Annotated in this window: 23 protein-coding genes and 1 pseudogene; 2 read left to right on the forward strand and 22 right to left on the reverse strand. The window is 75.2% G+C overall.

The window, feature by feature from the left end; all coding sequences use genetic code 11:
- Window positions 1-93: 93 nt before the first annotated feature.
- From tpiA to uvrC, 8 genes are all read right to left on the reverse strand, one after another.
- Complete coding sequence (gene tpiA, locus Ae331Ps2_RS25135) at window positions 94-882, reverse strand: triose-phosphate isomerase (RefSeq protein ID WP_020627704.1); 789 nt, start codon at window positions 880-882, stop codon at window positions 94-96.
- Window positions 882-2,063: a phosphoglycerate kinase gene (pgk, locus tag Ae331Ps2_RS25140; RefSeq protein WP_075306113.1), complete on the reverse strand. Its 1,182-nt coding sequence runs from the start codon at window positions 2,061-2,063 to the stop codon at window positions 882-884. The genes tpiA and pgk overlap by 1 nt, the downstream gene beginning before the upstream one ends.
- On the reverse strand, window positions 2,060-3,073 hold the full coding sequence (gene gap, locus Ae331Ps2_RS25145) for a type I glyceraldehyde-3-phosphate dehydrogenase (protein ID WP_075306111.1): 1,014 nt from the start codon (window positions 3,071-3,073) through the stop codon (window positions 2,060-2,062). Before gap ends, pgk begins: the two co-directional genes overlap by 4 nt.
- Window positions 3,074-3,385: 312 nt before the next feature.
- On the reverse strand, window positions 3,386-4,174 hold the full coding sequence (locus Ae331Ps2_RS25150; protein ID WP_075306109.1) for a hypothetical protein: 789 nt from the start codon (window positions 4,172-4,174) through the stop codon (window positions 3,386-3,388).
- Window positions 4,175-4,227: 53 nt separating this feature from the next.
- Window positions 4,228-5,223 (reverse strand): DNA-binding protein WhiA, encoded by a 996-nt coding sequence (gene whiA / locus Ae331Ps2_RS25155; RefSeq protein ID WP_060711951.1) that lies wholly within the window; start codon window positions 5,221-5,223, stop codon window positions 4,228-4,230.
- Window positions 5,214-6,245, reverse strand: a complete 1,032-nt coding sequence (gene yvcK / locus Ae331Ps2_RS25160; RefSeq protein WP_083696365.1) for a uridine diphosphate-N-acetylglucosamine-binding protein YvcK — start codon at window positions 6,243-6,245, stop codon at window positions 5,214-5,216. Before yvcK ends, whiA begins: the two co-directional genes overlap by 10 nt.
- 29 nt (window positions 6,246-6,274) lie before the next feature.
- Window positions 6,275-7,174: an RNase adapter RapZ gene (gene rapZ / locus Ae331Ps2_RS25165; RefSeq protein WP_075306106.1), complete on the reverse strand. Its 900-nt coding sequence runs from the start codon at window positions 7,172-7,174 to the stop codon at window positions 6,275-6,277.
- Window positions 7,171-9,150, reverse strand: coding sequence for an excinuclease ABC subunit UvrC (gene uvrC / locus Ae331Ps2_RS25170; protein WP_075306104.1), 1,980 nt, complete (start codon window positions 9,148-9,150; stop codon window positions 7,171-7,173). Before uvrC ends, rapZ begins: the two co-directional genes overlap by 4 nt.
- 190 nt (window positions 9,151-9,340) lie before the next feature.
- Between uvrC and Ae331Ps2_RS25175 the strand changes: the two genes are divergently transcribed.
- A complete protein-coding gene (locus tag Ae331Ps2_RS25175; RefSeq protein WP_337819502.1) occupies window positions 9,341-10,150 on the forward strand; it encodes a DUF2786 domain-containing protein in 810 nt (269 codons plus the stop codon).
- A gap of 4 nt (window positions 10,151-10,154) precedes the next feature.
- Here Ae331Ps2_RS25175 and Ae331Ps2_RS25180 read toward each other — a convergent pair whose 3' ends face one another.
- The 11 genes and pseudogenes from Ae331Ps2_RS25180 to metK all read right to left on the reverse strand — a co-directional run bounded on the left by Ae331Ps2_RS25180 (window position 10,155) and on the right by metK (window position 22,360).
- Window positions 10,155-10,682 (reverse strand): PH domain-containing protein, encoded by a 528-nt coding sequence (locus Ae331Ps2_RS25180; protein ID WP_233147556.1) that lies wholly within the window; start codon window positions 10,680-10,682, stop codon window positions 10,155-10,157.
- A 31-nt stretch (window positions 10,683-10,713) separates the two neighbouring features.
- Entirely contained in the window at window positions 10,714-11,205 is a 492-nt protein-coding gene (ribH, locus tag Ae331Ps2_RS25185; RefSeq protein WP_020623634.1) for a 6,7-dimethyl-8-ribityllumazine synthase, read from the reverse strand.
- Window positions 11,206-11,284: 79 nt separating this feature from the next.
- Window positions 11,285-12,553, reverse strand: coding sequence for a bifunctional 3,4-dihydroxy-2-butanone-4-phosphate synthase/GTP cyclohydrolase II (locus tag Ae331Ps2_RS25190; protein ID WP_043277925.1), 1,269 nt, complete (start codon window positions 12,551-12,553; stop codon window positions 11,285-11,287).
- Between the two features lie 74 nt (window positions 12,554-12,627).
- Complete coding sequence (locus Ae331Ps2_RS25195; RefSeq protein ID WP_075306102.1) at window positions 12,628-13,260, reverse strand: riboflavin synthase; 633 nt, start codon at window positions 13,258-13,260, stop codon at window positions 12,628-12,630.
- A 12-nt stretch (window positions 13,261-13,272) separates the two neighbouring features.
- Window positions 13,273-14,304 carry a bifunctional diaminohydroxyphosphoribosylaminopyrimidine deaminase/5-amino-6-(5-phosphoribosylamino)uracil reductase RibD gene (gene ribD, locus Ae331Ps2_RS25200; protein ID WP_075311723.1) on the reverse strand — a complete coding sequence of 344 codons (1,032 nt, stop codon included), beginning with the start codon at window positions 14,302-14,304 and terminating at the stop codon, window positions 13,273-13,275.
- Window positions 14,305-14,383: 79 nt separating this feature from the next.
- Window positions 14,384-15,070 carry a ribulose-phosphate 3-epimerase gene (rpe, locus tag Ae331Ps2_RS25205; RefSeq protein ID WP_075311721.1) on the reverse strand — a complete coding sequence of 229 codons (687 nt, stop codon included), beginning with the start codon at window positions 15,068-15,070 and terminating at the stop codon, window positions 14,384-14,386.
- A gap of 77 nt (window positions 15,071-15,147) precedes the next feature.
- Window positions 15,148-16,599, reverse strand: a pseudogene (locus Ae331Ps2_RS33605) (RsmB/NOP family class I SAM-dependent RNA methyltransferase); the annotation flags it as partial.
- Between the two features lie 773 nt (window positions 16,600-17,372).
- Window positions 17,373-18,305, reverse strand: coding sequence for a methionyl-tRNA formyltransferase (gene fmt / locus Ae331Ps2_RS25215; RefSeq protein WP_075306100.1), 933 nt, complete (start codon window positions 18,303-18,305; stop codon window positions 17,373-17,375).
- Window positions 18,302-18,850 (reverse strand): peptide deformylase, encoded by a 549-nt coding sequence (def, locus tag Ae331Ps2_RS25220; RefSeq protein ID WP_075306098.1) that lies wholly within the window; start codon window positions 18,848-18,850, stop codon window positions 18,302-18,304. The genes fmt and def overlap by 4 nt, the downstream gene beginning before the upstream one ends.
- 104 nt (window positions 18,851-18,954) lie before the next feature.
- Entirely contained in the window at window positions 18,955-21,060 is a 2,106-nt protein-coding gene (locus Ae331Ps2_RS25225; RefSeq protein WP_075306096.1) for a primosomal protein N', read from the reverse strand.
- A gap of 97 nt (window positions 21,061-21,157) precedes the next feature.
- Complete coding sequence (gene metK, locus Ae331Ps2_RS25230; protein WP_233147557.1) at window positions 21,158-22,360, reverse strand: methionine adenosyltransferase; 1,203 nt, start codon at window positions 22,358-22,360, stop codon at window positions 21,158-21,160.
- Between the two features lie 346 nt (window positions 22,361-22,706).
- On the opposite strand from metK, the gene Ae331Ps2_RS25235 reads away from it, so the two are divergent.
- Window positions 22,707-23,225, forward strand: a complete 519-nt coding sequence (locus tag Ae331Ps2_RS25235) for an SH3 domain-containing protein (RefSeq protein ID WP_060711960.1) — start codon at window positions 22,707-22,709, stop codon at window positions 23,223-23,225.
- Between the two features lie 69 nt (window positions 23,226-23,294).
- On the opposite strand, the gene coaBC is transcribed toward Ae331Ps2_RS25235, so the two are convergent.
- From coaBC to gmk, 3 genes are read right to left on the reverse strand one after another with little or no spacing between them, the layout of a single operon-like run.
- Entirely contained in the window at window positions 23,295-24,512 is a 1,218-nt protein-coding gene (gene coaBC / locus Ae331Ps2_RS25240) for a bifunctional phosphopantothenoylcysteine decarboxylase/phosphopantothenate--cysteine ligase CoaBC (protein WP_075306094.1), read from the reverse strand.
- A 9-nt stretch (window positions 24,513-24,521) separates the two neighbouring features.
- Window positions 24,522-24,791 carry a DNA-directed RNA polymerase subunit omega gene (gene rpoZ, locus Ae331Ps2_RS25245; RefSeq protein WP_020627644.1) on the reverse strand — a complete coding sequence of 90 codons (270 nt, stop codon included), beginning with the start codon at window positions 24,789-24,791 and terminating at the stop codon, window positions 24,522-24,524.
- A gap of 38 nt (window positions 24,792-24,829) precedes the next feature.
- The gene (gmk, locus tag Ae331Ps2_RS25250) at window positions 24,830-25,420 is read right to left on the reverse strand and encodes a guanylate kinase (RefSeq protein WP_075311717.1); all 591 of its coding nucleotides are present in this window, start codon (window positions 25,418-25,420) and stop codon (window positions 24,830-24,832) included.
- Window positions 25,421-25,447 lie beyond the last annotated feature (27 nt).

Here is a 25,447-nt window from a genome sequence, read left to right on the forward strand (position 1 = left end):
CTCGCCGGAGTGGCCGAGAATACTCCAGCGGCCCCGGCCCCCTCACGAGGGGACCGGGGCCGCGGTGGTCGTGCCGGTGCTAGTGGTTGCCGGTCACGGGAGCGGGCCGCCCGCGGCGATCGCCGAGAGCTTCGCGAACTCCTCGGCGTCCAGGCTGGCCCCGCCGACGAGGGCGCCGTCGACATCGGGCCGGGCCACGATCTCGCCCACGTTCGACGACTTCACCGAGCCGCCGTAGAGGATGCGGACGCCGCCGGCCACCTCGTCGGAGTACAGCTCGGCCAGCGTCGCGCGCAGCGCGGCGCAGACCTCCTGCGCGTCGGCCGGACCCGCCACCTTGCCGGTGCCGATCGCCCAGACCGGCTCGTAGGCGAGCACGATCCCGGCGGCCTGCTCCGCGGTGACGCCCTTCAGCGCCGCGCGCAGCTGCTCGGTGCAGTGCTGCACGTGGGTGCCGGCCTCGCGGACGTCCAGGCCCTCGCCGACGCACAGGATCGGGGTGAGCCCGTGCTTGAGCGCGGCGTGCACCTTGGCGTTGACAACGGCGTCGTCCTCGCCGTGGATCTCGCGGCGCTCGGAGTGCCCGACGACGACGTAGGTGCAGCCCAGCTTGGCCAGCATGACCCCCGACACGTCACCGGTGTAGGCACCGGAGTCGTGCGGGGACAGGTCCTGGGCCCCGTGCACGAGGCGCAGCTTGTCCCCGTCGATCAGCGTCTGCACGCTGCGGATGTCGGTGAACGGCGGCAGGACGGCGACCTCGACCTTGTCGAGGTAGCGGTCGGGCAGGGCGAAGGCGAGCTTCTGCACCACCGCGATGGCCTCGAGGTGGTGGAGGTTCATCTTCCAGTTGCCGGCGATCAGCGGCTTGCGGGTGGCCATCAGGCGTTCTCCTCCAGCACGGCGACACCCGGCAGGGTCGCGCCCTCCAGGAACTCCAGGGACGCGCCGCCCCCGGTGGAGATGTGGGAGAAGGCGTCCTCGGCGATGCCGAGCGCCCGGACCGCGGCGGCGGAGTCCCCGCCACCGACGACGGAGAAGGCGTCGCCGTCCGCGATCGCCTGCGCCACGCCGCGGGTGCCCTCGGCGAACGGCGCCAGCTCGAACACGCCCATCGGGCCGTTCCAGAAGATCGTCTTCGCGTCGGCGATGCGGGCCGCGAACTCCCGCACCGAGTCGGGCCCGATGTCCAGGCCCATCCAGCCGTCGGCGATCTCCTCGACCGACACCGTCTTCGTGTTCGCGTCCGCGGAGAACGCGTCGGCGACGACGACGTCGGTCGGCAGGACGATCTTGCCGGACTCCAGCAGCGTCCGGCAGACCTCGACCTGGTCGGCCTCCAGCAGCGAGGACCCGACGCCGTGGCCCCGGGCGGCCAGGAACGTGAAGCACATCCCGCCGCCCACGAGCAGGGTGTCGACCTTGGGCAGCAGCGCCTCGATCACGGCGAGCTTGTCCGAGACCTTCGAGCCGCCGAGCACGACCGCGTACGGTCGCTCCGGGTTCCCGGTCAGGGTGCGGAGCACCTCGACCTCGGACAGGACGAGCCCGCCGGCGTAGGGGTCGAGCCGCTGGGCGACGTCGTAGACCGACGCCTGCTTGCGGTGCACCACGCCGAACCCGTCGGACACGAACGCCGCGTCCTCGCCGACCAGGGCGACGAGCTCGTCGGCGAACGCGCCGCGCTCGGCGTCGTCCTTGCTGGTCTCTCGGGCGTCGAACCGGATGTTCTCCAGCAGTACGACGTCACCGGCGGCCATCGACGGTAGCGGCGTGCCGAGCTGCACCAGGCGCACCGGGGCGCCGAGCAGCTCGCCGAGCCGCTGCGCGACCGGGGCCAGCGAGAGCTTCTCGTCCGGCCCGTTCTTCGGACGGCCGAGGTGCGCGGTGACGACGACCCGGGCGCCGCCCTCGTAGAGGGCGTTGATCGTCGGCACGGACGCGCGGATGCGGCCGTCGTCGGTGATGTTCCGGTCGTCGTCGAGGGGAACGTTCAGATCGCTGCGGACCAGGACGGTCCGGCCCTGCACGCCCTCGGCGACGAGGTCGTCGAGGGTCCTCACAGCTTCGACGCCACCAGACCGGTGATGTCGACGAGCCGGTTGGAGTAGCCCCACTCGTTGTCGTACCAGCCGACGACCTTGACCTGGTTGCCGATGACCTTGGTCAGACCGGCGTCGAAGATCGTCGAGTGCGGGTCGGTCACGATGTCGGAGGAGACGATCGGGTCCTCGGTGTACTTGAGGATGCCCTTGAGCGGGCCCTCGGCGGCCGCCTTGAACGCCGCGTTGATCTCCTCGACCGACGCCTCCTTGCGGACGTCGACGGTCAGGTCGGTGGCCGAGCCGGTGGGGATCGGCACCCGCAGCGCGTAGCCGTCGAGCTTGCCCTTGAGGTGCGGCATGACCAGCGAGATCGCCTTCGCCGCACCGGTGGAGGTGGGGACGACGTTGAGGGCGGCGGCGCGGGCGCGGCGCAGGTCCTTGTGCGGGCCGTCCTGCAGGTTCTGGTCCTGGGTGTAGGCGTGGATCGTGGTCATCAGACCCTTCTCGATCCCGAGCAGGTCGTCGAGGACCTTCGCCAGCGGGGCGAGGCAGTTCGTGGTGCAGGACGCGTTGGAGATGATCGTCTGCGAACCGTCGTAGTCGCCGTCGTTGACGCCCTTGACGATGGTGATGTCCTCGGCGGTCGCCGGGGCGGAGATGACGACCTTCTTGGCGCCGCCGTCGAGGTGCTTGGCCGCGGCCTCGCGCTTGGTGAAGATGCCGGTCGACTCGACGACGACGTCGACGCCCAGGTCCTTCCAGGGCAGCTCGGCGGGGTCGCGGACGGCCAGGCCCTTGAAGCCCTTGCCGTCGACGACGATCTCGTCGCCGGAGGTGCTGACCTCGTAGGGCAGGCGCCCGAGGATCGAGTCGTACTTCAGCAGGTGCGCGAGGGTCGCGTTGTCGGTGATGTCGTTCACCGCGACGATCTCGATGTCCGTGGTGCCGGCGGCGCGCTGGGCGTCCACCGCCCGCCAGAAGTTCCGGCCGATGCGGCCGAAGCCGTTGACTCCTACGCGGACCGTCACAGATGCCTCCAGGGCTCGTCGTGCCTGTCGTCTTCTCCCCCGGCCCGCCGGGTCCCGGCGGTGGGGTGTGGCAGGTCGATCGCGGGTCGACACCCGTGCGGGCGCCGGCGCGTGCCGTGCTCGGCAGCCACCCTATCGGCGCATCGGCCGTCGCGACGCCCGTAGGGCCCGTGACCTGCGCCGCGCTCCGCGGTCGGGCACGGTCGGAGCGCTCCGGACGGTCCCCGGTGTGGGGACGGACCGGTACCGGCCGGTATCCGGACACCCGGCGGCCCCGTGCCCGGGCGGGTCACGGGGCCGTCGGGTGGGTGCTCAGGCCAGGCGGAGCAGGCGGCGCCAGCCCGGACGGGTGTCGGGGACCTCGGCGGCGGCGCGCTCGTCGTCGGAGAAGCCCTCGACCGGCTCGTGCGGGCGCCCGGCACGGGCCCGGGTCACGAACGCCGACGCCGCGGACAGCGCGGCGGTCACGCCGGCGGCCCCCGGGCCTGCGGTGATGGTCGCGGTGGCCGGCACGCCGAACCGCTCGGCACCGTCGCCCGCGGGGCGCTCGGCGACGGCGACGGCGGCGTCCCCGCCCTCGCCCCGGTTCTCCTCGGACGCGGCCGCCCGGGCACCGGCGGTGGCCGGGATCGTGCCGGTGGTCACGTCGACCAGCACGAACTCCCAGGCGTAGGTGTTCTGCTGGTGGACGATGCGCTCGCGGACCGCGGAGGTGTCGCCCACGGCGCCCTCCCCGACGAGCAGGACGACGACCCGCTCGGGGCGGTCGGCCTCGTCGCGGGCGGCGAGCTCGTCGCCGACGGCGCCGAGCAGCCGGGCCGCGCCGCCGCGCAGGTCCGGGCCGCCCAGCGGGCGGAGCTTCGCGGGCAGTGCGGTCCGGGCCTCACCGGCGCCGACCGGGACGGCGGGCGGGTGCGTGCCGTCGGGCAGCGAGCGGGTGAGGTCGTCCCCGGTGGCGACGACGACCTGCAGGTCACCGTCGTGGGCGTCCTGCTCGGCGAGCAGGTCGGCGAGACCGGAGCGCAGTGCGGGCAGGAGCGGCCGCAGCGTGCTGGATCGATCGAGATGGACGGCGAGGAGGGTGGAGCCCGGGATCGTCACGAGGGCATCATGCCCGACGCTGCGCAACCTCTCGTGACGGGGTGTGACCGGGGTCAGCGCCCGCCGCCGTCCTCCTCGAGCATCTCGGCGGTGACGGCGGACTCGGTGTCGGGGATGCCGAGCTCGGCGGCCTTCTTGTCCGCGGTCTGCAGCAGCCGCCGGATCCGGCCGGCCACCGCGTCCTTGGTCATCGGCGGGTCGGCCAGCTGGCCCAGCTCCTCCAGCGACGCCTGGGTGTGCTCGGCCCGCAGCCGGCCGGCGGCCTGCAGGTGCTCGGGCACCTCGTCGCCGAGGATCTCCAGGGCGCGGCTGACCCGGGCCGCCGCGGCGACCGCGGCCCGTGCCGAACGGCGCAGGTTCGCGTCGTCGAAGTTCGCCAGCCGGTTCGCCGTCGCCCGGACCTCGCGGCGCATCCGCCGCTCCTCCCAGGACAGCACGCTCTGGTGGGCGCCCATCCTGGTCAGCAGCGCGCCGATCGCGTCGCCGTCGCGGACGACGACCCGGTCGGCGCCGCGGACCTCGCGGGCCTTCGCCGTGACACCCAGCCTGCGTGCCGCGCCGACCAGCGCCAGCGCGGCCTCCGGGCCGGGGCAGGTGACCTCCAGGGCGGAGCTGCGGCCCGGCTCGGTCAGCGAGCCGTGCGCGAGGAACGCGCCGCGCCAGGCGGCCTCGGCGTCGGACAGGTCACCGGAGACCACGGGCGGCGGCAGCCCGCGCACCGGGCGGCCCCGGTTGTCGAGCAGCCCGGTCTGGCGGGCGAGCCCCTCGCCGTCGCGGATCACCCGGATCACGTAGCGGGCGCTGCGGCGCAGCCCGCCCGCGGTGATCACGTGCGCGTCGGCGGTGTGGCCGTAGAGCTCGTGGATCTCGCGGCGCAGCCGGCGGGCGACCGAGCCGGTGTCGACCTCGGCCTCGATCACCACCCGGCCGCCCACGATGTGCAGGCCGCCCGCGAAGCGGAGCAACGAGGCGACCTCCGCACGCCGCGACGACTGCTTGGTGACGGTGAGCCGGCTCAGCTCGTCCTTCACCGTGGCGGTCATGGCCATCGGGAGCTCCTTCCACGCTGCGGGCTGTCGTGCTGCGGGCTGTCGTGGGTGCCGTTCTCCGCCGGGATCCGGCCGGGGGCCAGAGCACCGAACACGTCGACGAGTGCCCCGGCCAGTGCGTCCGGGTCGTGACGTGGGGTCGACGCCCGGGCGTCGGCGACGGCGGCCGACCACACCCGCCCGCCGGGGACCAGCAGGTCGGCGGCGGCCGCGTCCAGCCGGTCCGGCAGGCTCACCGACCCGGCGTCGGCCAGGACGGCGTGCACCCGCAGCCCGGGAGCGTGCCCGGACAGTACTTCAAGGTGCTGTTCGGGGGAGAAGCCGGCGGTCTCCCCCGGCTCGGGGGCCAGGTTGAGCAGCACGACCCGGGCCGCCACGGTCTCCAGCAGTGCCGCACGCAGCTCCGGCACCAGCAGGTGCGGGAGCACGCTGGTGAACCACGAGCCGGGTCCGAGCAGCACGACGTCGGCGTCGCGCACCGCACGCACGGCCTCGTCGCAGGCCGGCGGGCTCTCGGGCCGCAGCCAGACCCGGCGCACCCGGCCGGGGGTGGCGGCGACGGCGACCTGGCCCCGGATCAGGTGGGCACCGTCCACGCCGTCCAGCGCGACCTCCGCCTCGATGTCCAGCGGCACCCGGGCCATCGGCAGCACCCGCCCGGCACAGCCCATCAGCTCGCCGACGGTCGCCAGCGCCCGCACCGGGTCGCCGTCGCGCTCCAGCAGCCCGGCGAGGAGCAGGTTGCCCACCGCGTGCCCGGCCAGGGCGCCGGTCCCGCCGAAGCGGTGCTGGACCAGCCCGGACCAGAAGCGGCCCCGCTCGTCGTCACCGGCGAGGGCGGCCAGCGCCATCCGCAGGTCGCCGGGCGGGAGCAGACCGAGCTCGCGGCGCAGCCGCCCGGAGGAACCGCCGTCGTCGGCGACGGTGACCACGGCGGTGATGTCGGTGACCGGCGGGCACCGACGCAGCGCGGTCAGCGTGGCGTGCAGGCCGTGCCCGCCGCCGAGCGCGACCACCCGCAGTCCCCCGCCGTGCTCGGGCGGGCGTGGGCTCACTCGCGCCCCATGTCGCGGTGCTCGACGTTGACCTGGATGCCCTCGCGGTCGGCGAGCCGTCGGCCGATCTCCTCCGAGATCGCGACCGAGCGGTGCTTGCCGCCGGTGCAGCCGACGGCCACGGTCAGGTAGCGCTTGCCCTCGCGCCGGTACCCGGCCCCGACCAGGTCGAGCAGCTCCAGGTAGCGGTCGACGAACTCCTCCGCGCCCTCCTGGGACAGCACGTAGTCGCTGACCTCCCGGTCGCGGCCGGTGAACGGGCGCAGCTCGGGGATCCAGTGCGGGTTGGGCAGGAACCGCACGTCGACGACGAGGTCGGAGTCCAGCGGCAGGCCGTACTTGTAGCCGAACGACAGCACCGTCACCCGGGTCGCGGCGTGCGCGCTCTCCTGGGCGAACGAGCCCTCGATCCGGGTGCGCAGGTCGTGCACCGACAGGTTCGAGGTGTCGACGACGAGGTCGGCGTCCTCGCGCAGCGGGCGCAGCACCTCGCGCTCGGCGTTGAGCCCGTCGGTGATGCGTCCGGCGCCCTGCAGGGGATGCGAGCGGCGGTTCTGCTCGAAGCGGCGCACCAGCACCGCGGCGGAGGCCTCCAGGAACAGCAGCTTCGGCCGGTAGCCGCGGCCGTCGAGGTCCTTGATCACGGCGCCGAGGTCGTCGGTGAACGCACGCGAGCGCACGTCCATCACCACCGAGATCCGGGCCACCTCGCCCCGGGCCCGCGACCCGAGCTCGACCATCGTGGCGATCAGCTCGGGCGGCAGGTTGTCCACCACGAACCAGCCCAGGTCCTCCAGGACCTTCGCCGCGGTGCTGCGCCCGGCCCCCGACAGGCCGCTGACCACCGCGACCTCGATCCCCGGGCCCGCGGCCGCCTCGCCGTTGTCCTCGGTCATGCCTTCTCCCCCTCGGTTCCGGCGTGCAGGGCCGCGACCACGGACTCGGCGGTCCGGCGACCGAAGCCGGGCACGCCGGCGATCTCGTCGACGTCGGCGGCGCGCAGCTTGCGCACCGACCCGAAGTGCTTGAGCAGCGCCTGTCTGCGGGCCGGGCCGAGCCCGGGGACCCCGTCGAGCGCGGACGCCGTCATGCCCTGCGAACGACGCTGGCGGTGATAGGTGATGGCGAACCGGTGCGCCTCGTCCCGGATGCGCTGCAGCAGGTAGAGCCCCTCGCTGGTCCGGGACAGGATCACCGGGTCGGTGTCGTCGGGCAGCCAGACCTCCTCGAGGCGCTTGGCGAGCCCGCACACCGCGACGTCGGTGATGCCCAGCGCGGCGAGCTCCGCCGCGGCCGCGTCGACCTGCGGCTTCGCCCCGTCGACGACGAGCAGGTTCGGCGGGTAGGCGAACTTCTTGGGCCGGCCGGTCTCGGGGTCGATCCCGGTGCGGACGGTGTCGCCCGGCGCGACCTCGCCGGAGCCCTCGGTGGGCGCGGGCTCGTCGGCCGTCTCGGCCAGGTAGCGGCGGAACCGGCGCCGCACCACCTCGGCGATCGAGGCGACGTCGCCCTCCGCCGCGGCGTCGCGGATCTCGAAGCGGCGGTACTCGGACTTGCGGGGCAGCCCGTCCTCGAAGACCACCAGCGAGGCGACGACGTTCGTGCCCTGCACGTGGCTGATGTCGATGCACTCGATGCGCAGCGGGGCCTGGTCGAGCTCCAGGTTCTCCTGGATCTCCTGCAGGGCGGCCGAGCGGGCGGTGAGGTCCCCCGCGCGGCGCAGCTTGTGCTGGGCGAACGCCTCCTTCGCGTTGCGTGCGACGGTCGCGGCGAGGTCCCGCTTGTCGCCGCGCTGCGGCACCCGGATCTGCACCCTGGACCCGCGCAGCCCGGTCAGCCAGCGCTCCAGCGCGGGCGTCTCGGCGGGCAGCACCGGGACCAGGATCTCCTTGGGCACCGGCTGGGCGGCGTCGTCGGCGGCGCCGGCGAGTGCGTGCTGCTCGCCGTAGAACTGGGAGACGAACCGCTCCACGAGCTGCCCGGTGTCGGTGGGCTCGACCTTGTCGACGACCCAGCCGCGCTGGCCGCGGACCCGACCGCCGCGGACGTGGAAGACCTGGACCGCGGCCTCCAGCTCGTCCTCGGCGAAGGCGACGACGTCGGCGTCGGTGCCGTCACCCAGCACCACGGCCTGCTTCTCCAGGGCGCGGCGCAGGGCGCCGAGGTCGTCGCGCAGCCGGGCGGCGCGCTCGAACTCGAGGTTCTCCGAGGCCTCGGCCATGTCGCGTTCGAGCCGGCGCACCATCCGGTCGGTGCGCCCGGACAGGAACTCGGAGAAGTTCTCGACGATCTCCCGGTGCTCGTCCGCGCTGACCTTGCCCACGCACGGGGCGGAGCACTTGTCGATGTAGCCGAGCAGGCAGGGCCGCCCGATCTGGCCGTGCCGCTTGAACACCCCCGTCGAGCAGGTGCGCGCGGGGAAGACCCGCAGCAGCAGGTCGAGGGTCTCGCGGATGGCCCAGGCGTGGGCGTACGGGCCGAAGTAGCGCACGCCCTTGCGACGCGGGCCGCGGTAGACGTGCAGCCGCGGGTACTCCTCGTGCATCGTCACGGCGAGCACGGGATAGCTCTTGTCGTCGCGGTAGCGGACGTTGAACCGCGGGTCGTATTCCTTGATCCAGTTGTACTCGAGTTGGAGGGCCTCGACCTCGGTCCCGACGACCGTCCACTCCACCTTCGACGCGGTGGTGACCATCTGCCGGGTGCGCGGGTGCAGACCGGACAGGTCGGCGAAGTAGGAGTTCAGCCGCTGCCGCAGGCTCTTGGCCTTGCCGACGTAGATCACCCGGCCGCGCGGGTCGGAGAAGCGGTACACCCCGGGCGACTCCGGGATCGTCCCGGTCGCCGGACGGTAGGTGCTGGGGTCGGCCATGGTGACTCCCAGGGTAGTTGCGGGCACCGACAGTCCCGGTCCGGCCCCGGTCTCGGCGCGGGCCCCGGACGAGGTGTAGGGACGCGTGTCGACCGGGGACCTCGCGCGGCGCCGCCGGAACTGTCGGTAGGGTCCGGTACACCTCGCCCTCGAACACGAGTTCGACCCTACCGAGCCCGAGGAGACCGCCGTGGCCACCGCGCAGGAGACCGGCCCCCGCACCGACACCGGCACCGAGATCGGCACCGCACCGGGTGAGCAGGTGCCCGGGGCCCGGCTGGACCGGATCCGGAAGCTGCTGGCGAAAGCGGAGCGGGCCGGCACGCCGGACGAGGCCGAGATCTACACCGACAAAGCGTTCGCGCTCATGGCGCGGCACGGGATCGACGAGGCGCTGCTGGCCGCGGCACCCGGCGCCGGGGCGCGGGCCGATCCGATCGGCCGGAGCCGGATCACCGTCGACAACCCCTACAGCGGGGCGAAGGCCCGGCTGCTGGGGTGGACGGCGTCGGCGCTGCGGTGCCGCTGGGTGATGCACGACCAGCGGGGCGGCTCGGTCGCCGCGGTCACCGTGTTCGGGTTCGCCTCGGACCGGGAGCGGGTGGAGCTGCTGTACACGTCGCTGCTGCTGCAGGCCACGGCCGCGCTGGCCGCGGTCCGCCCGCCGGACCCCGGCGAGTCGGTGGCGGCCTACCGGCGGTCCTGGATCTACGGCTTCGCGGGCCGGGTGTACGAGCGGCTGTGCGCGGCCGAGCGCTCGGCACTGGGCGAGACCGAGGCGGAGACCGGGCGGGCGGCGGCGTCGACCGAGCTGGTGCTGGCCGACCGGGGCGCCGAGGTGGACCGCGCCTACGACGCCGAGTTCGGCAGGCTGCGTCGCGCCCGCCGCCCGCAGGTGTCGGGCAGCGGGTTCCGGCACGGGGCCGCCGCGGCCGACCGGGCCGACCTGGGCGGCCCGGTCCTGGACCACCGGGCCGCGGCGCCGGGCATCGGCGCCTGAGCCGTCACTCGCCCAGGACGGCGGCGCGGTGCAGCGTGCGGAGCGTGCGGACGTGGCGCACGGCCAGACCACGGTCGACGGCCTGCACGGCCAGGACCGACTGGTACTCGTCGTCGGGCAGCTCCAGGCGGGCCGAGGCGGCGCCGTCGGGGAACGAGACGCCGTGCACGTCGGCCCAGTCGTACCACCGGGCGGTGATGACGTTGCGGACCTCGATGCCGTGGGAGTCGGCGCGCACCCGGGGCCGGGCCATGAGCAGCAGCCCGCCGGCGACGAACGCCCCGATGACCATCATCGCGACCTGGTCGGCCGGCTGGAAGATCACCCCGGTGTCCTCGGCGGGCATGTAGTAGGCCGCGATGAGGAAGAACACCATCACGCCGAGCGCGCTGAGCCAGGCCGTCCAGCGGATGACCCGCGGGCGCAGGGTCACCGCGTCAGGCCCGGGTCCGGTCCGGGGCCGGGTGTCGGGCGCTGCGGTGCCGGCGGTGGTGGCGTCGGGTGTGGTGGAGTCGGTCGGCTGCTCGGTCACTGGGGTCTCCCTGTGCTGACCCGGGTCGGGGTCACGGGCTGGTCGGGGCGCCGGCACGCAGGTCGCGCAGCGCCAGCGCCGATTCGAGTGCGGCGGTGCAGGCCTCGGCGCCCTTGTCCTCGGCCGCGCCCGGCGCGCCGGAGCGGTCGACCGCCTGGTCCACCGTGTCGGTGGTGAGCACGCCGTTGCCGACCGGGGTCGACTCGTCGAGGGCGACGCGGGTGAGGCCCGCGGTGACGGCGTCGCAGACGTACTCGAAGTGCGGGGTGCCGCCGCGGACGACGACACCGAGCGCGACGACGGCGTCGTGGCCGCGGGCGAGCTCCTGGGCGATCACCGGGAGCTCGATGGTGCCGGGCACCCGGACCACGGTCGGTTCGACGCCGGCCTCGCGGGCCGTGGCGACGGCCCGGTCCAGCAGCCGGTCCACGATCTCGGCGTGCCAGCGGGCCGCCACCACCCCGACCCGCAGTCCGCTCGCGTCCAGCTGCGTGGCCCCGGAGGGCCGGCCTTCACCGCTCATGGGCCGATTCTCGCCTCCGGGTCCGTGGGCCGCAGCGGGGGGTCCGCCGACCGCGCTCGCCCGCGGTGCGCGGCGCCGGTCAGAGCGCCGGGTCGGCGACCTCACCGAGGTCGGGCAGGTCGTGGCCCATCCGGTCCCGCTTGGTCCGCAGGTACCGCAGGTTCTGCGGGGTGGCGCGCACCGGCATCGGCTCGCGGCCGACGACGCGCAGGCCGTAGCCCTCCAGCCCGGCGCGCTTGTCCGGGTTGTTGGTGAGCAGCCGCATCGACTTCACGCCGAGGTCGGCGAGGATCTGGGCGCCGATGCCGTAGTCGCGGGCGTCGGCGGGCAGCCCCATCGCGAGGTTGGCGTCGACGGTGTCGGCGCCGGCCTCCTGGAGCTGGTAGGCCTGCAGCTTGTGCAGCAGGCCGATCCCCCGGCCCTCGTGCCCGCGCATGTAGAGCACGACACCGCGGCCCTCCTTGGCGACGGACTCCAGGGCCGCGTCGAGCTGAGGGCCGCAGTCGCAGCGCAGCGAACCGAGGACGTCACCGGTGAGGCACTCGGAGTGCACCCGGACGAGCACGTCCTCCCCGTCGTCGGCGGGGGTGGCGACGTCGCCCATCACCATGGCGATGTGCTCGGTGCCGTCGAGGGTGCAGTCGTAGCCGTAGGCGAGGAAGTCACCGTGGCCGGTGGGGATCCGCGCGGTCGCGACCCGTTCGACGTGCTTCTCGTAGCGGCGCCGGTAGGCGATGAGGTCGGCGATGGTGATCAGGGTGAGGTCGTGGTCGGCGGCGAAGACGCCGAGCTCCTCGCCACGGGCCATCTCGCCGGTGTTCTTCTCCGAGACGATCTCGCAGAGCGCCCCCGCGGCGGGCAGGCCCGCCATCCGGGCCAGGTCGACCGCGGCCTCGGTGTGCCCGGGGCGGCGCAGCACGCCACCCTCGCGGGCCTGCAGCGGCACCACGTGCCCGGGCCGGACCAGGTCGTGCCGGTCGGACTCCGGGTCGGCCAGCGTGCGGATCGTGTGCGCGCGGTCCTGGGCGGAGATGCCGGTGGTGATGCCCTCCTTCGCGTCCACGGTGACCGTGTACGCGGTGCGGAAGGAGTCCCGGTTGGTGTGGTGCATCGGCGGCAGGTCCAGCCGGTCGCAGGCCTCACCGGTGATGGCCACGCAGACGTAGCCTGAGGTGTAGCGGACGGTGAACGCCAGCAGCTCCGCGGTCGCCTTCGACGCCGCGAAGATGAGGTCGCCCTCGTTCTCGCGGTCCTCGTCGTCCATCACGACGACCGGCTTGCCCTCGGCGATGTCGGCGATGGCCTTCTCGATCAGGGCGAAGCGCTCGGCCCGTTCCGAGGGCGACATCGCGGTGTGCGGGGCGTCCGGCAGCTTGCCAGCCCCCTGGTCTGCCGGGTTGACCGGCGACTCCGACGGCTCGCTCACCGGGCGGCCCCTTCCTGTCCGGACCCGGGCCCCTGCAGGTACCCCGCGGTCATGCGTTCCACGTACTTGGCGATCACGTCGACCTCCAGGTTGACCGGGTCCCCCGGGGCGCGCGACCCCAGGGTGGTCTCGGCCAGGGTCGTCGGGATCAACGCCACCCCGAACCCGTCCGGGTACACCGAGGCGACGGTCAGCGAGACCCCGTCGACGGCGACGGAGCCCTTCTCGACGACGTAGCGGGCGAGCTCGGCGGGCAGTGAGAAGCGGACCTCGTCGCTGCGCTCGCCGGGGGTGCGGGAGACCACGGTGCCGACGCAGTCGACGTGGCCCTGCACGATGTGGCCGTCGAGCCGGCCGCCGGCGGGCACCGCGCGCTCCAGGTTGACCCCGGAGCCGGGGCCGACGGCGCCGAGCGAGGTGCGCTTGAGCGTCTCGGGCACCAGCTCGAGGGTCAGCGTGGCCGCGCCCGGCCCGGTGACGACGGCGGTGAGGCAACAGCCGTTCACCGCGACCGACTCCCCGTGCCCGACCTCGGCGGCCAGGGCCGCGCGCACGGTCAGCACGACGACGTCGTCGTCGGTGCGGACGTCGACGACCTCGCCGACCTCCTCCACGATCCCGGTGAACATCGCCCGTCCCTCCTACTGCGGCACGTCCGGCCCGGTCGGGCCGGGTACCGGTCGTGCGTCGATGACCACGTCGTCGCCGGCGCGGTGGATCTCGTCCACGTGCAACCGCACGATGTCGGCGATCGTTACCACGCCCGCGTCGCCGAGGGCGTGCGGTCCCGCGCCGAGCAGGGCCGGGGCCAGGTGCACGAGCACCCGGTCGACGAGTCCTGCGGCGACGAAGGCACCGGCGAGGGTCGGTCCGCCCTCGAGGAGCACGTCCACCACGGTCCGGTGGTCGAGCTCGGCGAGCACCTCCCCCGGATCGCGGGTGCGGAGGTGGAGCACGTCGGCGGTGCCGTCCTCGTCGGTCCGGGCCAGCCGGGCGCCGGGCGGGACGTCGCGGTGTCCCACCACCACCCGCAGGGGCTGGTGGTCGAACAGGGTGCCGTCGGGCCGGCGGGCGGTCAGCGCCGGGTCGTCGGTCAGGACGGTACCCGTCCCCGCGACGATCGCGTCCATCCTGCGTCTCAGGTCATGGACCGTGGCCCGGGCGGCCGGCCCGGTGATCCAGCGGCTGGTGCCGTCGGCGGCGGCGACCCGGCCGTCGAGGGTGGTGGCGACCTTCCAGGTCACGTGGGGGCGACCGGTGCGCTGGCGGTGCAGCCAGCCGCGCAGCGGACCCCGGGCCACCTCGTCGGCGAGGGTGCCCAGTGTCACAGCGACTCCGGCGGCGCGGAGCCGGTCGAGGCCGCCCGCGGCGACCGGGTTGGGGTCGGCGACGGCGGCGTGCACCCGGGCGACGCCGGCCTCGAGGAGGCCGTCCACGCACGGCGGGGTGCGACCGGTGTGGTTGCACGGCTCCAGGGTCACCACGGCGGTCCCGCCCGCGGCGCGGTCCCCCGCCTCCGCGAGCGCGACCCGTTCGGCGTGCGGTCCGCCGGGCGGTGCGGTGGCGCCGGTGCCGACGACGACGCCGTCGCGGTCGAGGACCACGCAGCCGACCGCCGGGTTGGGGCTGGTGCTGCCGTGGACCTCGACGGACGCGGCGAGGGCGCGGCGCATGGCCGCGGCCGTGCGCTCGTCGGTGCCGGTCGGGCGGTCCACTGCGGTGTGCTCGGTCGCTCGGTCGTCCGCGGCGGGCTCAGTCGGCCCAGCGGTGCGGGGTCGCCCGGCGGACGCTGTCGCGCAGCGCGGCGACGGCGCGGCCCGGGTCCTCGGCGCCGTAGACGGCGGACCCGGCGACGAAGCAGTCGACACCGGCCTCGGCGGCCGCGTCGATGGTGTCGGCGTTGATGCCGCCGTCGATCTCGACGAGCACCGTGAGGTGCCCGGTGTCGACCAGGTTGCGGACGGTGCGGACCTTGTCGAGCACCTCGGGCATGAAGCTCTGTCCGCCGAAGCCGGGCTCGACGCTCATCACGAGCAGCGTGTCGTAGTGGCGGAGCACCTCGACCCACGGGTCGAGCGGGGTGCCGGGCTTGAGCGACAGACCGGCGAGGGACCCGGCGGCACGCAGGTTCTTCGCGAGCATGACCGGGTCGTGGGCGGCCTCGGCGTGCACGGTGACGTTGCGGGCGCCCGCCTCGGCGTAGCCCGGGGCCCAGCGGTCCGGGTCCTCGATCATCAGGTGGCAGTCGAGCGGGATGTCGGTGGCGGCGCGCAGGCTCTGCACGACCGGCAGACCGAGTGTCAGGTTCGGCACGAAGTGCGCGTCCATGACGTCGACGTGCAGCCAGTCCGCGCCGTCGCCGGTCCCGTCGCCGCGCACGGCGGCGGCCTCCTCGCCGAGTCGGGCGAAGTCGGCCGAGAGGATGCTGGGCGCGATCATCGGGTGCACGCGGAGCAGGCTACTGGCCGTGTCCCGGCGGCCTCGCACCCGTGGGCGAGGCCGCCGTCACACCGCGCTCAGTCGGTGAGCGGGCGGCGCAGCAGCGCCAGGAACATCGCGTCGGTGCCGTGCACGTGCGGCCAGAGCTGCACGGTCGGGCCGTCGCCGAGCCCGGGCATCCCACCGGGCAGGCAGGCGCGCGCGTCGAGCTGTTCGACGACACCGGCCGGGCCGGGCCGTCCCTCGCGGCCGACGATCCGGCCGACGACGCCCAGGGTCTCCGACACGTGCGGCGAGCAGGTGACGTAGGCGACGACGCCGCCGGGGCGGACGTGGCGCAACGCGGCGGTGAGCAGCTCGCGCTGCAGCCGGGTCAGCGTCGCGATGTCCTCGGGGCGGCGCCGCCAGCGGGCCTCGGGGCGGCGGCGGAGCGCGCCCAGCCCGGTGCAGGGCGCGTCGACGAGCACCCGGTCGTAGCCGCCGTCGGGCAGCGGGGCCTCCCGGCCGTCGGCGACGTGCACGGTGACCGGCAGCTCCGCCACGGACCGGCGGACGAGGTCGGCGCGGTGCTCGCTGGACTCGACCGCGTCCAGCGTCCCGCCCCGGGCGGCGACGAGCCCGCCCAGCAGCGACGCCTTGCCGCCCGGTCCGGCGCACAGGTCGAGCCAGCGCCCGGTGTCCTCGCCGAGCAGCTCGGCGCGGGCGAGCGCGGCCGCGACGAGCTGGCTGCCCTCGTCCTGGACGATCGCGAGCCCCTCGGCGACGGCGTCGAGCTCGCCGACGTCCCCGCTGCCCGGCTCCAGGTGCACCCCGTAGGGCGAGTACGGCGCCTGCTCACCGCCGGTGGCCAGGGCCAGCTCCTCGGCGGTGATCTCGCCGGGGCGGGCGAGCAGGTGCACCCGGGGCCGGGTGTCGTCGGCGGCGAGGGCGGCGGTCAGCTCCTCGCCGGTGCCGCCGAGCGCGTCGGCGAAGGCCTGTGCGATCCAGCGCGGGTGGGCGTGGCGCAGCGCGGCGTCGCCGACCGGGTCCTCGGCGGGGTCGGGCGCGAGGCGGTCGAGCCACTCGGCCTCGGTGTGCTCGCCGATGCGGCGCAGCACCGCGTTGACGAACCCGGCCGACTGCGACCCGTGGTCGGAGCGCACCAGCTCGACGCAGGTGGTGACGGCCGCGTGGTCGGGCACCCGGGTGCGCAGCAGCTGGTAGGCGCCCAGGCGCAGCGCGTCGAGCAGCGCGTGCTCGATCTTGGCCAGCGGACGGTCGGTGCAGGTGTCGATGATCGCGTCGAGCAGGCCCTGGGCGCGCAGGGTGCCGTAGCCGAGCTCGGTGGCGAGCGCGGCGTCGCGGTCGCGCAGCCGGTGGCGACGCAGGATGCCGGGCAGGGCGAGGTTGGCGTAGGCGTCGCGCTCGCGGACGGCGGTCAGCAGCTCGTAGGCCGCCTGCCGGGCCGGGTCGACGGCCGGGGGCCTGGTGGGGCCGCCGCGGCCGCGGGACGGGCCGGAGTTGCGGGGGCCGGAGGTGCGTTCGCGGCGGGGGCCGCGGTCGCCACCCCGGTCGCCGCCCCGGTCGTCGCGGCGCGGGGCGCCCCGGTCGTCCCGGGGGCTGCGGCGGTCGTCGCCGCGGTGCCGGTCGGGCCGGGGGCGGTCGCCCTGCGGCCGGTCGCCGCGCGGCCGGTCGTCACGGTCGTACCGCGGGCGGTCGACGCCGGGGCGGCCACCCCGGGGGCGGTCGTCACGCGGGCGGTCGTCACGCGGGCGGTCGTCACGGCGGTCGGAACGGTCGCCGCGGGGGCGGTCCGCATCCCGCGGGCGGTCGTCGCGCCCCCGGAACGGCCGGTCGACGCGGGGTCGGTCGTCGCGCTGGCGGTCACCGCGCGGACGGTCACCGCCGTCGCGCGGGCACGCCGCGTCCCGGCCGGACCGGGACCGATCGGGCCGGTCGGAGTCGCGCCCACCACGACGCTCCTCGGATCCACCGGAACCGGGCCCGCCGCGCCGGTCGCCGGACCCCGATCCGGAGCCCGGGCCGCCGCCCCAGCCGGACCCGGCGCGCGGGCCGCGGTCGCCGCGCGACCGGTCACCGCCCGTTCGGTCACCGCCCGTTCGGTCACCGCCACGGTGCCGGTCGTCGCCGGAGCGCCGCTCGGGGCGGTCCGGCCGGTCGCGGTCGGGTCGGGGGTCCTGCTCGCTCACGTGGTCTCCTCGGCGGTGGTCCGCCGTGGCCGGGGTCCGGCCGTCGTCCGGGATGTCGGGAAGTCGGTGGGTGTCGGGAGGTCGGTGCGCCGGACCGGGCTGGGCGTCGGCGGTCAGCTGAGGTACTCGACGCCGTCGATCCGGGCGCCGCGGGCCCAGTCCGGCGCGGGCATGGACCGCTTGCCCTTCGGCTTCACCTCGCCCAGCTCGACCGGGACGGTCGCGGTCCCGGCCAGCACCCGGCGGCGTTCGACCCGCAGCTCCCCGGGCGCGAGCTCGACCTCACCGGTGCGCAGCGGGCGGACCGGGCCGAGTCCGAGGCGGTCCCCGCGGAACCCGCACCACGCGCCGGGCTCGGGGGTGACCGAGCGGATCAGCCGGTCCAGCGCCGCGGCCGGGGTGGTGAAGTCGGCGCGGGCGTCGGCGGTCGTGACCTTCGGCGCGAGCGAGACACCCTCGGCGGGCTGCGGGACGGCGGTCAGCGAGCCGTCGGCGATGCCGTCCAGGGTCGCGGCGAGCAGCCGGGCGCCGGACTCGGCGAGCCGGCCCAGCAGGTCCCCCGCGGTGTCGGTGGCACCGACGGTCTCGGTGACCAGGCCGTAGGTGGGCCCGGTGTCCATGCCCTCCTCGAGCCGGAACGTGGTGGCGCCGGTGACGTCGTCGCCGTGCCGGATCGCGGCCTGCACCGGGGCCGCGCCGCGCCAGGCGGGCAGCAGCGAGAAGTGCAGGTTGACCCAGCCGTGGACGGGGATGTCGAGCACCGGGCGGGGCAGCAGCGCGCCGTAGGCGACGACCGGTGCGCAGTCCGGGGCGAGCGCGCGCAGCGTGTCGAGGAACTTCGGGTCCGAGGGCTTCGCGGGCGTCAGCACCGGGATCCCGGCGGCGTCGGCGAGCTCGCCGACCGGGGAGCGGGTGAGCCTGCGGCCGCGCCCGGCGGGGGCGTCGGGGCGGGTCAGCACCGCGACGACCTCGTGGCCGGGGTGCTCCAGCAGCGTCCGCAGCGACGGCACCGCCGGGTCGGGGGTGCCGGCGAACAGCAGCCTCATCGAGCCTTGCCGAACATGGGGTGCGGGCTCGCCTTGACGACCGGCTCGGGCTCGCCGAACCAGGCGGCCTCGCGGATCTCGCGCATCGCCAGCTTGCGGGTGTCGGCGTCGAGCCGGTCGACGAACAGCACGCCGTCGAGGTGGTCGGTCTCGTGCTGGATCGCCCGCGCCAGCAGCTCGGAACCCTCGATCACCTGGGGCTCGCCGTGCATGTCCCAGCCCCGTGCGACGACGTGCAGCTTGCGCCGGCAGTCCCAGCCGAGCCCGGGGATGGACAGGCAGCCCTCCATGCCGAACTGCTCCTCGTCGCCGACGGCCTCCCAGGTCGGGTTGACCAGGTGCCCGGAGAAGCCGTCGCAGTCGTAGACGAACACCCGCTTGCCGACGCCGATCTGCGGCGCGGCCAGACCGGCGCCGCCCTCGTCGTGCATGGTGTCGGTCAGGTCGCTGACGAGCTTGCGCAGCTCCGCGTCGAAGTCGGTGACCTCGGTGGCGCGGGTGCGCAGGACCGGGTCGCCGAACAGCCGGACGGGCTGGATGGGCACGGGTTCTCCCTCGGGCGGACGAGTGCGGTGATCAGCGTTCCATTGTGCCACTGCGGCACCGCCGGTCCCGCCCGGTGTCGCGGCGGCGACCCGGTGCGCGCGGCTCAGTCGATCTCGTCGGGGTCGAGCCGGACCCGCACGGTCTCGGGGGCCTTGCGGGCGGTGCGCAGGGCCTGCGCGTCGTGCAGGGCCCTGGCCAGGTCGCGGCCGGCACGCCGGGGGACCCGCAGCAGCGCGCGTTCCCGGACCTCGTCGGCGGCGCCGTGGCCGGCCCCGGGGCGGTCCGGCGGGTCGATCTCGACCGGTCCGAGCAGCTCCACCCCCTCGGGCGGGGAGGGGTCGACGCGCCCGGTGCCGAGCACCGCGTCGCAGATCTCGGCGACGGCGGCGGGCGGCCCCTCCACCGCGGCCATCCGGACGGCCGGTGGGAACCCCACCTCGGCGCGTTCGGCGAGCTCGGCCTCGGCGTGCCCGGCCGGGTCCCAGCGCACCAGTGCCTGCACGGTCGGCAGGGACGCCTCGGCGACGACCACCACCCGTCCGCCGTCGGTGTGCGGGACGACCCCGGCGGCCGCGGCGAACCAGCGGCGCAGCGTCTCCTCGGCGACGCGCAGATCCGGCCGGGCGAGCATCGCCCAGCCGTCGAGCAGCAACGCTGCGCCGTACCCCGCCCCGCCGCCGCCCTCGACGACGGGCTCCGCACCCGGGGTGGCGACGACCAGTGAGGGCCAGGCCGGGACGGTGTCGAGGACCTCGGCGCCGCCGCCGGAGGTGCGCACGGTGACGCCGGGGAACGCGCGGCCCAGCTCTTCCGCGGTGCGCCCGGCACCGACGACCCCGGCCCGCAGCCGCCGCGACCCGCAGTGCCCGCAGCGGAACGCCGGCTCCGCGCGGCCGCACCAGCGGCAGGCGGGCAAGGCGCCCTCGGAGCCGGCGCCGGAGCGGGGCAGGCCGAGCGGGCCCGCGCAGTGCCGGCAGCGGGCGGCGTCGCGGCAGGTCGCGCACGCCAGGAACGGCAGGTACCCCGACCGCGGCACCTGCACCAGCACCGGGCGGCCGGCGCTCAACGCGGCGCGGGCGGCCTCGAACGCGACGCCGGGGACCCGGGCGGCGCGGGCGGCCGGGTCGCGCACGAGCTGGGTGTCGGTCTCGCCGATCGCGGTGACCCGCGGCATCCGGGCCCGCACGGTGGCGCGGTCGGCCGCGACCGGACTCGCCCAGCGGGTCTCGACGAGCACCTGTGCCTCGGCGGTGCGGGCGAACCCGGCGAGCAGCAGCGCGGCGCCCTCGCGGTGCGCACGCAGCACCAGCACGTCGCGGACCTGCGGGTAGGGGGCGCGGGGCTCGGAGTGGGAGTCGTCGCCGTCGTCCCACACGGCCAGCAGGCCCAGCTCGCCGAGCGGGACGAACGCCGCGGACCGGGTGCCGACGACGACCCGCACGCTCCCCCGCCGCACCGCCAGCCAGCGCCGGTAGCGCTCGGCGGGCCCGAGCTCCGCGGTCAGGGCCACCACCCCGTCCTCGCCGAGCAGCGCGGCGCACGCCGCGTGCAGCCGGGCCACGTCGCGCTGGTCGGGCACGACGAGCAGCGCCGAACGCCCGGCCGACCGGGTGGCGACGGCGGCCTCGGCCAACCGGGCCGCCCACTCCTCCCCCGGCAGTGCCTGCCAGACGGCGTGCGCGGCGCGTCCGCCCGCCAGCGCGTCGAGGAAGGCGCCGCCGCGCGGGTAGGCCTCCCAGCCCGCGCGGTCCACCGGGGCGGGGTCGGTCGTGGCGCGCTCGCGCGGGGTCTCGGCCTCGACGCGGGCGTGCCGGGCGGGCACCGCGAGGCGCAGGACGTCGGCCATCACACCGGCGTAGCGGTCGGCGACGGCGCGGGCCAGGCCCGCCACCTCGGCGGTGAGCACCGGTTCGGGCGAGACGACCTTGTCGACCCAGGCGAGCTTCCCGACGTGGGCCGTGTCGTCGGAGCGTTCCAGCAGGAAGCCGTCGACCATCCGGCCGGCGAACCGCACCCGCACCCGCACGCCGGGGACGGCGGCGTCGTCGAGATGGGTCGGGACGCGGTAGTCGAAGGTCCGGTCCAGGTGCGGGAGCGCGACGTCGACCAGCACCCGCGCGACCGGACGGACCGCGGCGGGCTGCCACTCCCCCCGGTTGCGCCCCGGGCGGCGGGCGCGGGCCGCCGGGGCCGGACGCGGAGAGCTCACGCCGAGGGTCTACCACGAGGCACCGACTCCCCCCGGAGACGCCTGTGGCCGCCGACCGCACGGTGCGGTCGACGGCCACGGGGCACGTGCTCGGCGGTCAGGCGCCGGCGACCGACTTCAGGGCCTCGGCGCGGGAGGTGTCCTCCCACGGCAGCTCGACGTCGGTACGGCCGAAGTGGCCGTAGGCGGCGGTCGGGCCGTAGATCGGGCGCAGCAGCTTCAGGTCGCGGATGATCGCGGCCGGGCGCAGGTCGAAGACCTCCTCGATGGCGGCCTGGATCCGCGCCGGGTCGACGTTCTCCGTGCCGAAGGTCTCCACGAACAGCCCGACCGGGGCGGCCTTGCCGATCGCGTAGGCGACCTGGACCTCGATCCGCCCGGCGAGCCCGGCGGCGACCGCGTTCTTGGCGACCCACCGCATGGCGTACGCCGCGGAGCGGTCGACCTTCGACGGGTCCTTGCCGGAGAAGGCGCCGCCGCCGTGGCGGGCCATGCCGCCGTAGGTGTCGACGATGATCTTGCGGCCGGTGAGGCCGGCGTCACCCATCGGGCCACCGAGCACGAACCGGCCGGTCGGGTTGACCAGCAGCCGCGGCTCCGACGGGTCCCAGCCGAGCGCCTCCACCTCGGGGGTGACGACGTGCTTGAGGATGTCGGGGGCCAGCATGCCGTCGAGGTCGACGTCCGCGGCGTGCTGCGACGACAGGACCACGGTGTCGAGCCGGACCGGCTTGTCGCCGTCGTACTCGATCGTGACCTGGGTCTTCCCGTCCGGGCGCAGGTAGGGCAGCGTCCCGTTCTTGCGGACCTCGGTCAGCCGGCGCGACAGGCGGTGGGCCAGCGCGATCGGCAGCGGCATGAGCTCGGGGGTGTCCTCGCAGGCGTAGCCGAACATCAGGCCCTGGTCGCCGGCGCCCTGCTTGGCGATCTCGTCCTCGGCGGACTCGACGCGCTTCTCGTAGGCGGTGTCGACGCCCTGCGCGATGTCGGGCGACTGCGCGCCGATCGCGACGTTGACGCCGCAGGAGGCACCGTCGAAGCCCTTGGCGGAGGAGTCGTAGCCGATCTCGAGGATCTTGTCCCGGACCAGCTGCGGGATCTCGACGTAGGCGCCCGTGGTGACCTCGCCGGCGACGTGGACCTGGCCGGTGGTCACCAGGGTCTCGACGGCCACCCGGCTGCTCGGGTCCTGCGCGAGCATCGCGTCGAGGATGGTGTCGCTGACCGCGTCACAGATCTTGTCGGGGTGGCCCTCGGTGACCGACTCACTGGTGAACAGGCGACGGCTCGTGGTTGACACGCGCAGTTTCTCCATCCCGTTGGAAATGTTCTCCGCACCGGCGCGACGGCCCCGTCGCGCTCGCTCGGACGCACGCCCATGATCGCGGGCGCCCCTCGCCATGCAGGGTAGTGCAGACCGGCCGCCCGTACGGGACCACCTGCGACGAACTCACACACGGAGCGTGACGCGCCGTGGTAATGACGCTACTCAGTGTCGCCGGATGGGGTGATTGACCCTGCGCGCACGAATCGAACGGGGGTCGGCTCGTTGGGCCGGACAACACCTCGCACGCCCCGCGGGGTCGCCCACGAACGGATCCGCACGGTGGCCTCCCCGGCCCCGGCGGCACGGAGGTTGTTCCACGATGAAGCCGAACTCGCGACGCGTCGCTGCCGTCCTCGGCGCCCTGGCCGTGGCCGGCGTCACCACCATCGGGATCGTTGCCGGCACCGCGTCGGCCGCCGGTACCGGCACGTGCACCCAGAGCGTCAACGTCCGCTCCGAGCCCGAGACCGACGCCCCGATCGTCGGTGTGTGCGAGCGCGGGGAGACCACCTCGACCGGGGACACCCAGGACGGGTTCGTCGAGCTCCCCGAGTACGGCGGCTGGGCGATGTCCCGGTACGTCTCGACCTCCGGCACCGAGCGCTCCGGGTCCTCGGAGGACTCGCTGACCCCGAGCAGCAGCGAGCGGTCGACCCCGTCGACCTCGTCGCCGTCGACCACGAGCCCGCGGTCGACCTCCTCGGCGACGCCGTCCACCTCCACGCCGCGGTCGACCTCGTCGGCCACGCCGTCGTCGGACGAGGGGTCGGGCGAGGGGTCCGACTCGTCCTCCGGCGAGGCGACGCCGACCCGCAGCTCGTTCTTCGACGAGGACTGAGCCGGGGCCGTACGACGACGTGCCCGCGCCGGAAGCTCTCCGGTGCGGGCACGTCGTCGTGTGCGGGGCTCAGCGCAGGCGCGGGGTGACCGCGTCCCAGATGCGGGAGGCGAGCAGCGCCTTGGAGCCGAACGGCAGCTCCTCCTCGCCGCCGTCGCGGGCGAGCAGCCAGCCGGCGTTGTCCGCGGTCTCGAAGGCCTTGCCGTCGCCGACCGCGTTCACCACGAGCAGGTCGCAGCCCTTGCGGGCGAGCTTGGCGCGGCCGTGGTGGAGCACGTCGCCGTCGGCGTCGCCGGTCTCGGCGGCGAACCCGACCACCACCTGACCCGGCCGTGGCGGGTCGGCCACGAGCCCGGCGAGGATGTCGGGGTTCTGGGTCAGCCGCAGCGGCGCCGGCTCGGCGTCACCGCGCTTGATCTTGTCGACAGCCGTGTCGACCGGGCGGAAGTCCGCGACGGCGGCGGCCATGACCACCGCGTCGGCGTCGGCGGCGGCGCCGCGGACGGCGGCCTCCATCGCGACGGCGGTCCCCGCCGCGACGACGTCCACCCCGGCCGGGGCGCCGAGGTCCGCGGTGTGTCCGGCGACGAGCGTCACCCGGGCGCCGCGCTGGGCGGCGACCCGGGCCAGGGCCCAGCCCTGCCGGCCGGAGGAGCGGTTGCCGAGGAACCGGACCGGGTCGAGGTTCTCCCGGGTCCCGCCGGCGCTGACCACCACGTGGCGGCCCTCCAGGTCGCGCGGCAGCGCGTCCGGGCGCTCCAGCAGCAGCCGGGCCAGATCGACGATCTCGGCCGGGTCGGGCAGCCGGCCCTTGCCGGTGTCCGCGCCGGTCAGCCGGCCCGCTGCGGGTTCGATCACCACGGTGCCCCGGGCGCGCAGCAGCGCGACGTTGTCGACCGTCGCGGGGTGCTCCCACATCTCGGTGTGCATCGCGGGCGCCAGCACCACCGGGCAGCGGGCGGTCAGCAGCGCGGCGGTGAGCAGGTCGTCGGAGCGGCCGTGTGCCAGGCGGGCCATGAGGTCCGCGGTCGCCGGAGCGACGACGACGAGGTCCGCACCCTTGCCCAGGGCCACGTGCGGCACCTCGTGGACGTCGGAGAACACCCCGGTGGCCACCGGCCGCCCGGACAGAGCCTCGAACGTCGCGGCGCCGACGAACCGCAGCGCGGACTCGGTGGGGATCACCCGCACCGCGTGGCCGGACTCGGTCAGACGGCGCAGCACCTCGGCGCTCTTGTAGGCGGCGATGCCGCCGGAGACGCCGAGGAGCACCTCGGGAGGAGCCATCGAGAGGTCTTACTCGCCCTCGGTGTGCTCGAGCATCCCCGCCTGGATCTCGCGCATCGCGATCGACAGCGGCTTCTCGCGCGGGCCCGGCTCGACGAGCGGCCCGACGTACTCGAGCAGGCCCTCACCGAGCTGGGAGTAGTAGTCGTTGATCTGCCGGGCGCGCTTGGCCGCGTAGATGACCAGCGCGTACTTCGAGCTGACCTGGCCGAGCAGGTCGTCGATCGGCGGGTAGGTGATGCCCTCGGGGGCGGTGGAGGTGCCGGTGGGCGTGCTCACGTGGTGGACTCCTGAAGAACGAGGGGGACCTGGGGCACTCAGACGGCGCCGCGGTCGACCGCCAATGCTACCAACCGGCCGATCACGGCCTGCAGGTCGTCGTTGACGACCACCTCGTCGAACTCCCCCTGGGCGTCCATCTCCTCGATGGCGGTCCGCAGCCGGCGCTCGCGCTGCTCGGGGGTGTCGGTGCCGCGGTCGGTGAGCCGACGGGTCAGCTCCTCCATCGACGGCGGCGCGACGAAGACGGTGACGGCCTCGGGCACGACCCGTTTGACGGACCGGGCGCCCTGCAGGTCGACCTCGACCAGGACCGGACGGCCCTGGTCGAGGGCCTGCTGGACGGGTACCCGTGGCGTGCCGGAGCGCTGCAGACCGCCGTGCACCTCGGCCCACTCGAGGAGTTCGCCGCGCTCGATGAGCGCGTCGAACTCCTCGCGGGACACGAAGTGGTAGTCACGGCCGTCCACCTCACCCGGCCGCGGGGGCCGGGTCGTGGCGGACACGCTGAACAGCAGCTCCGGCAACGCCTCGCGCAGTCCCGCGACCACGCTGCTCTTGCCCACCCCGGACGGCCCGGCCAGCACGAGCAGCCGCCCGCGGTCGGGGCCGGTCCGGCCGGAGGACATGACGGAGGAGGTGTCGGTCACGGGACG

Origin of the sequence: Pseudonocardia sp. Ae331_Ps2 (assembly GCF_001932405.1) — a bacterium.
GTDB lineage: Bacteria > Actinomycetota > Actinomycetes > Mycobacteriales > Pseudonocardiaceae > Pseudonocardia.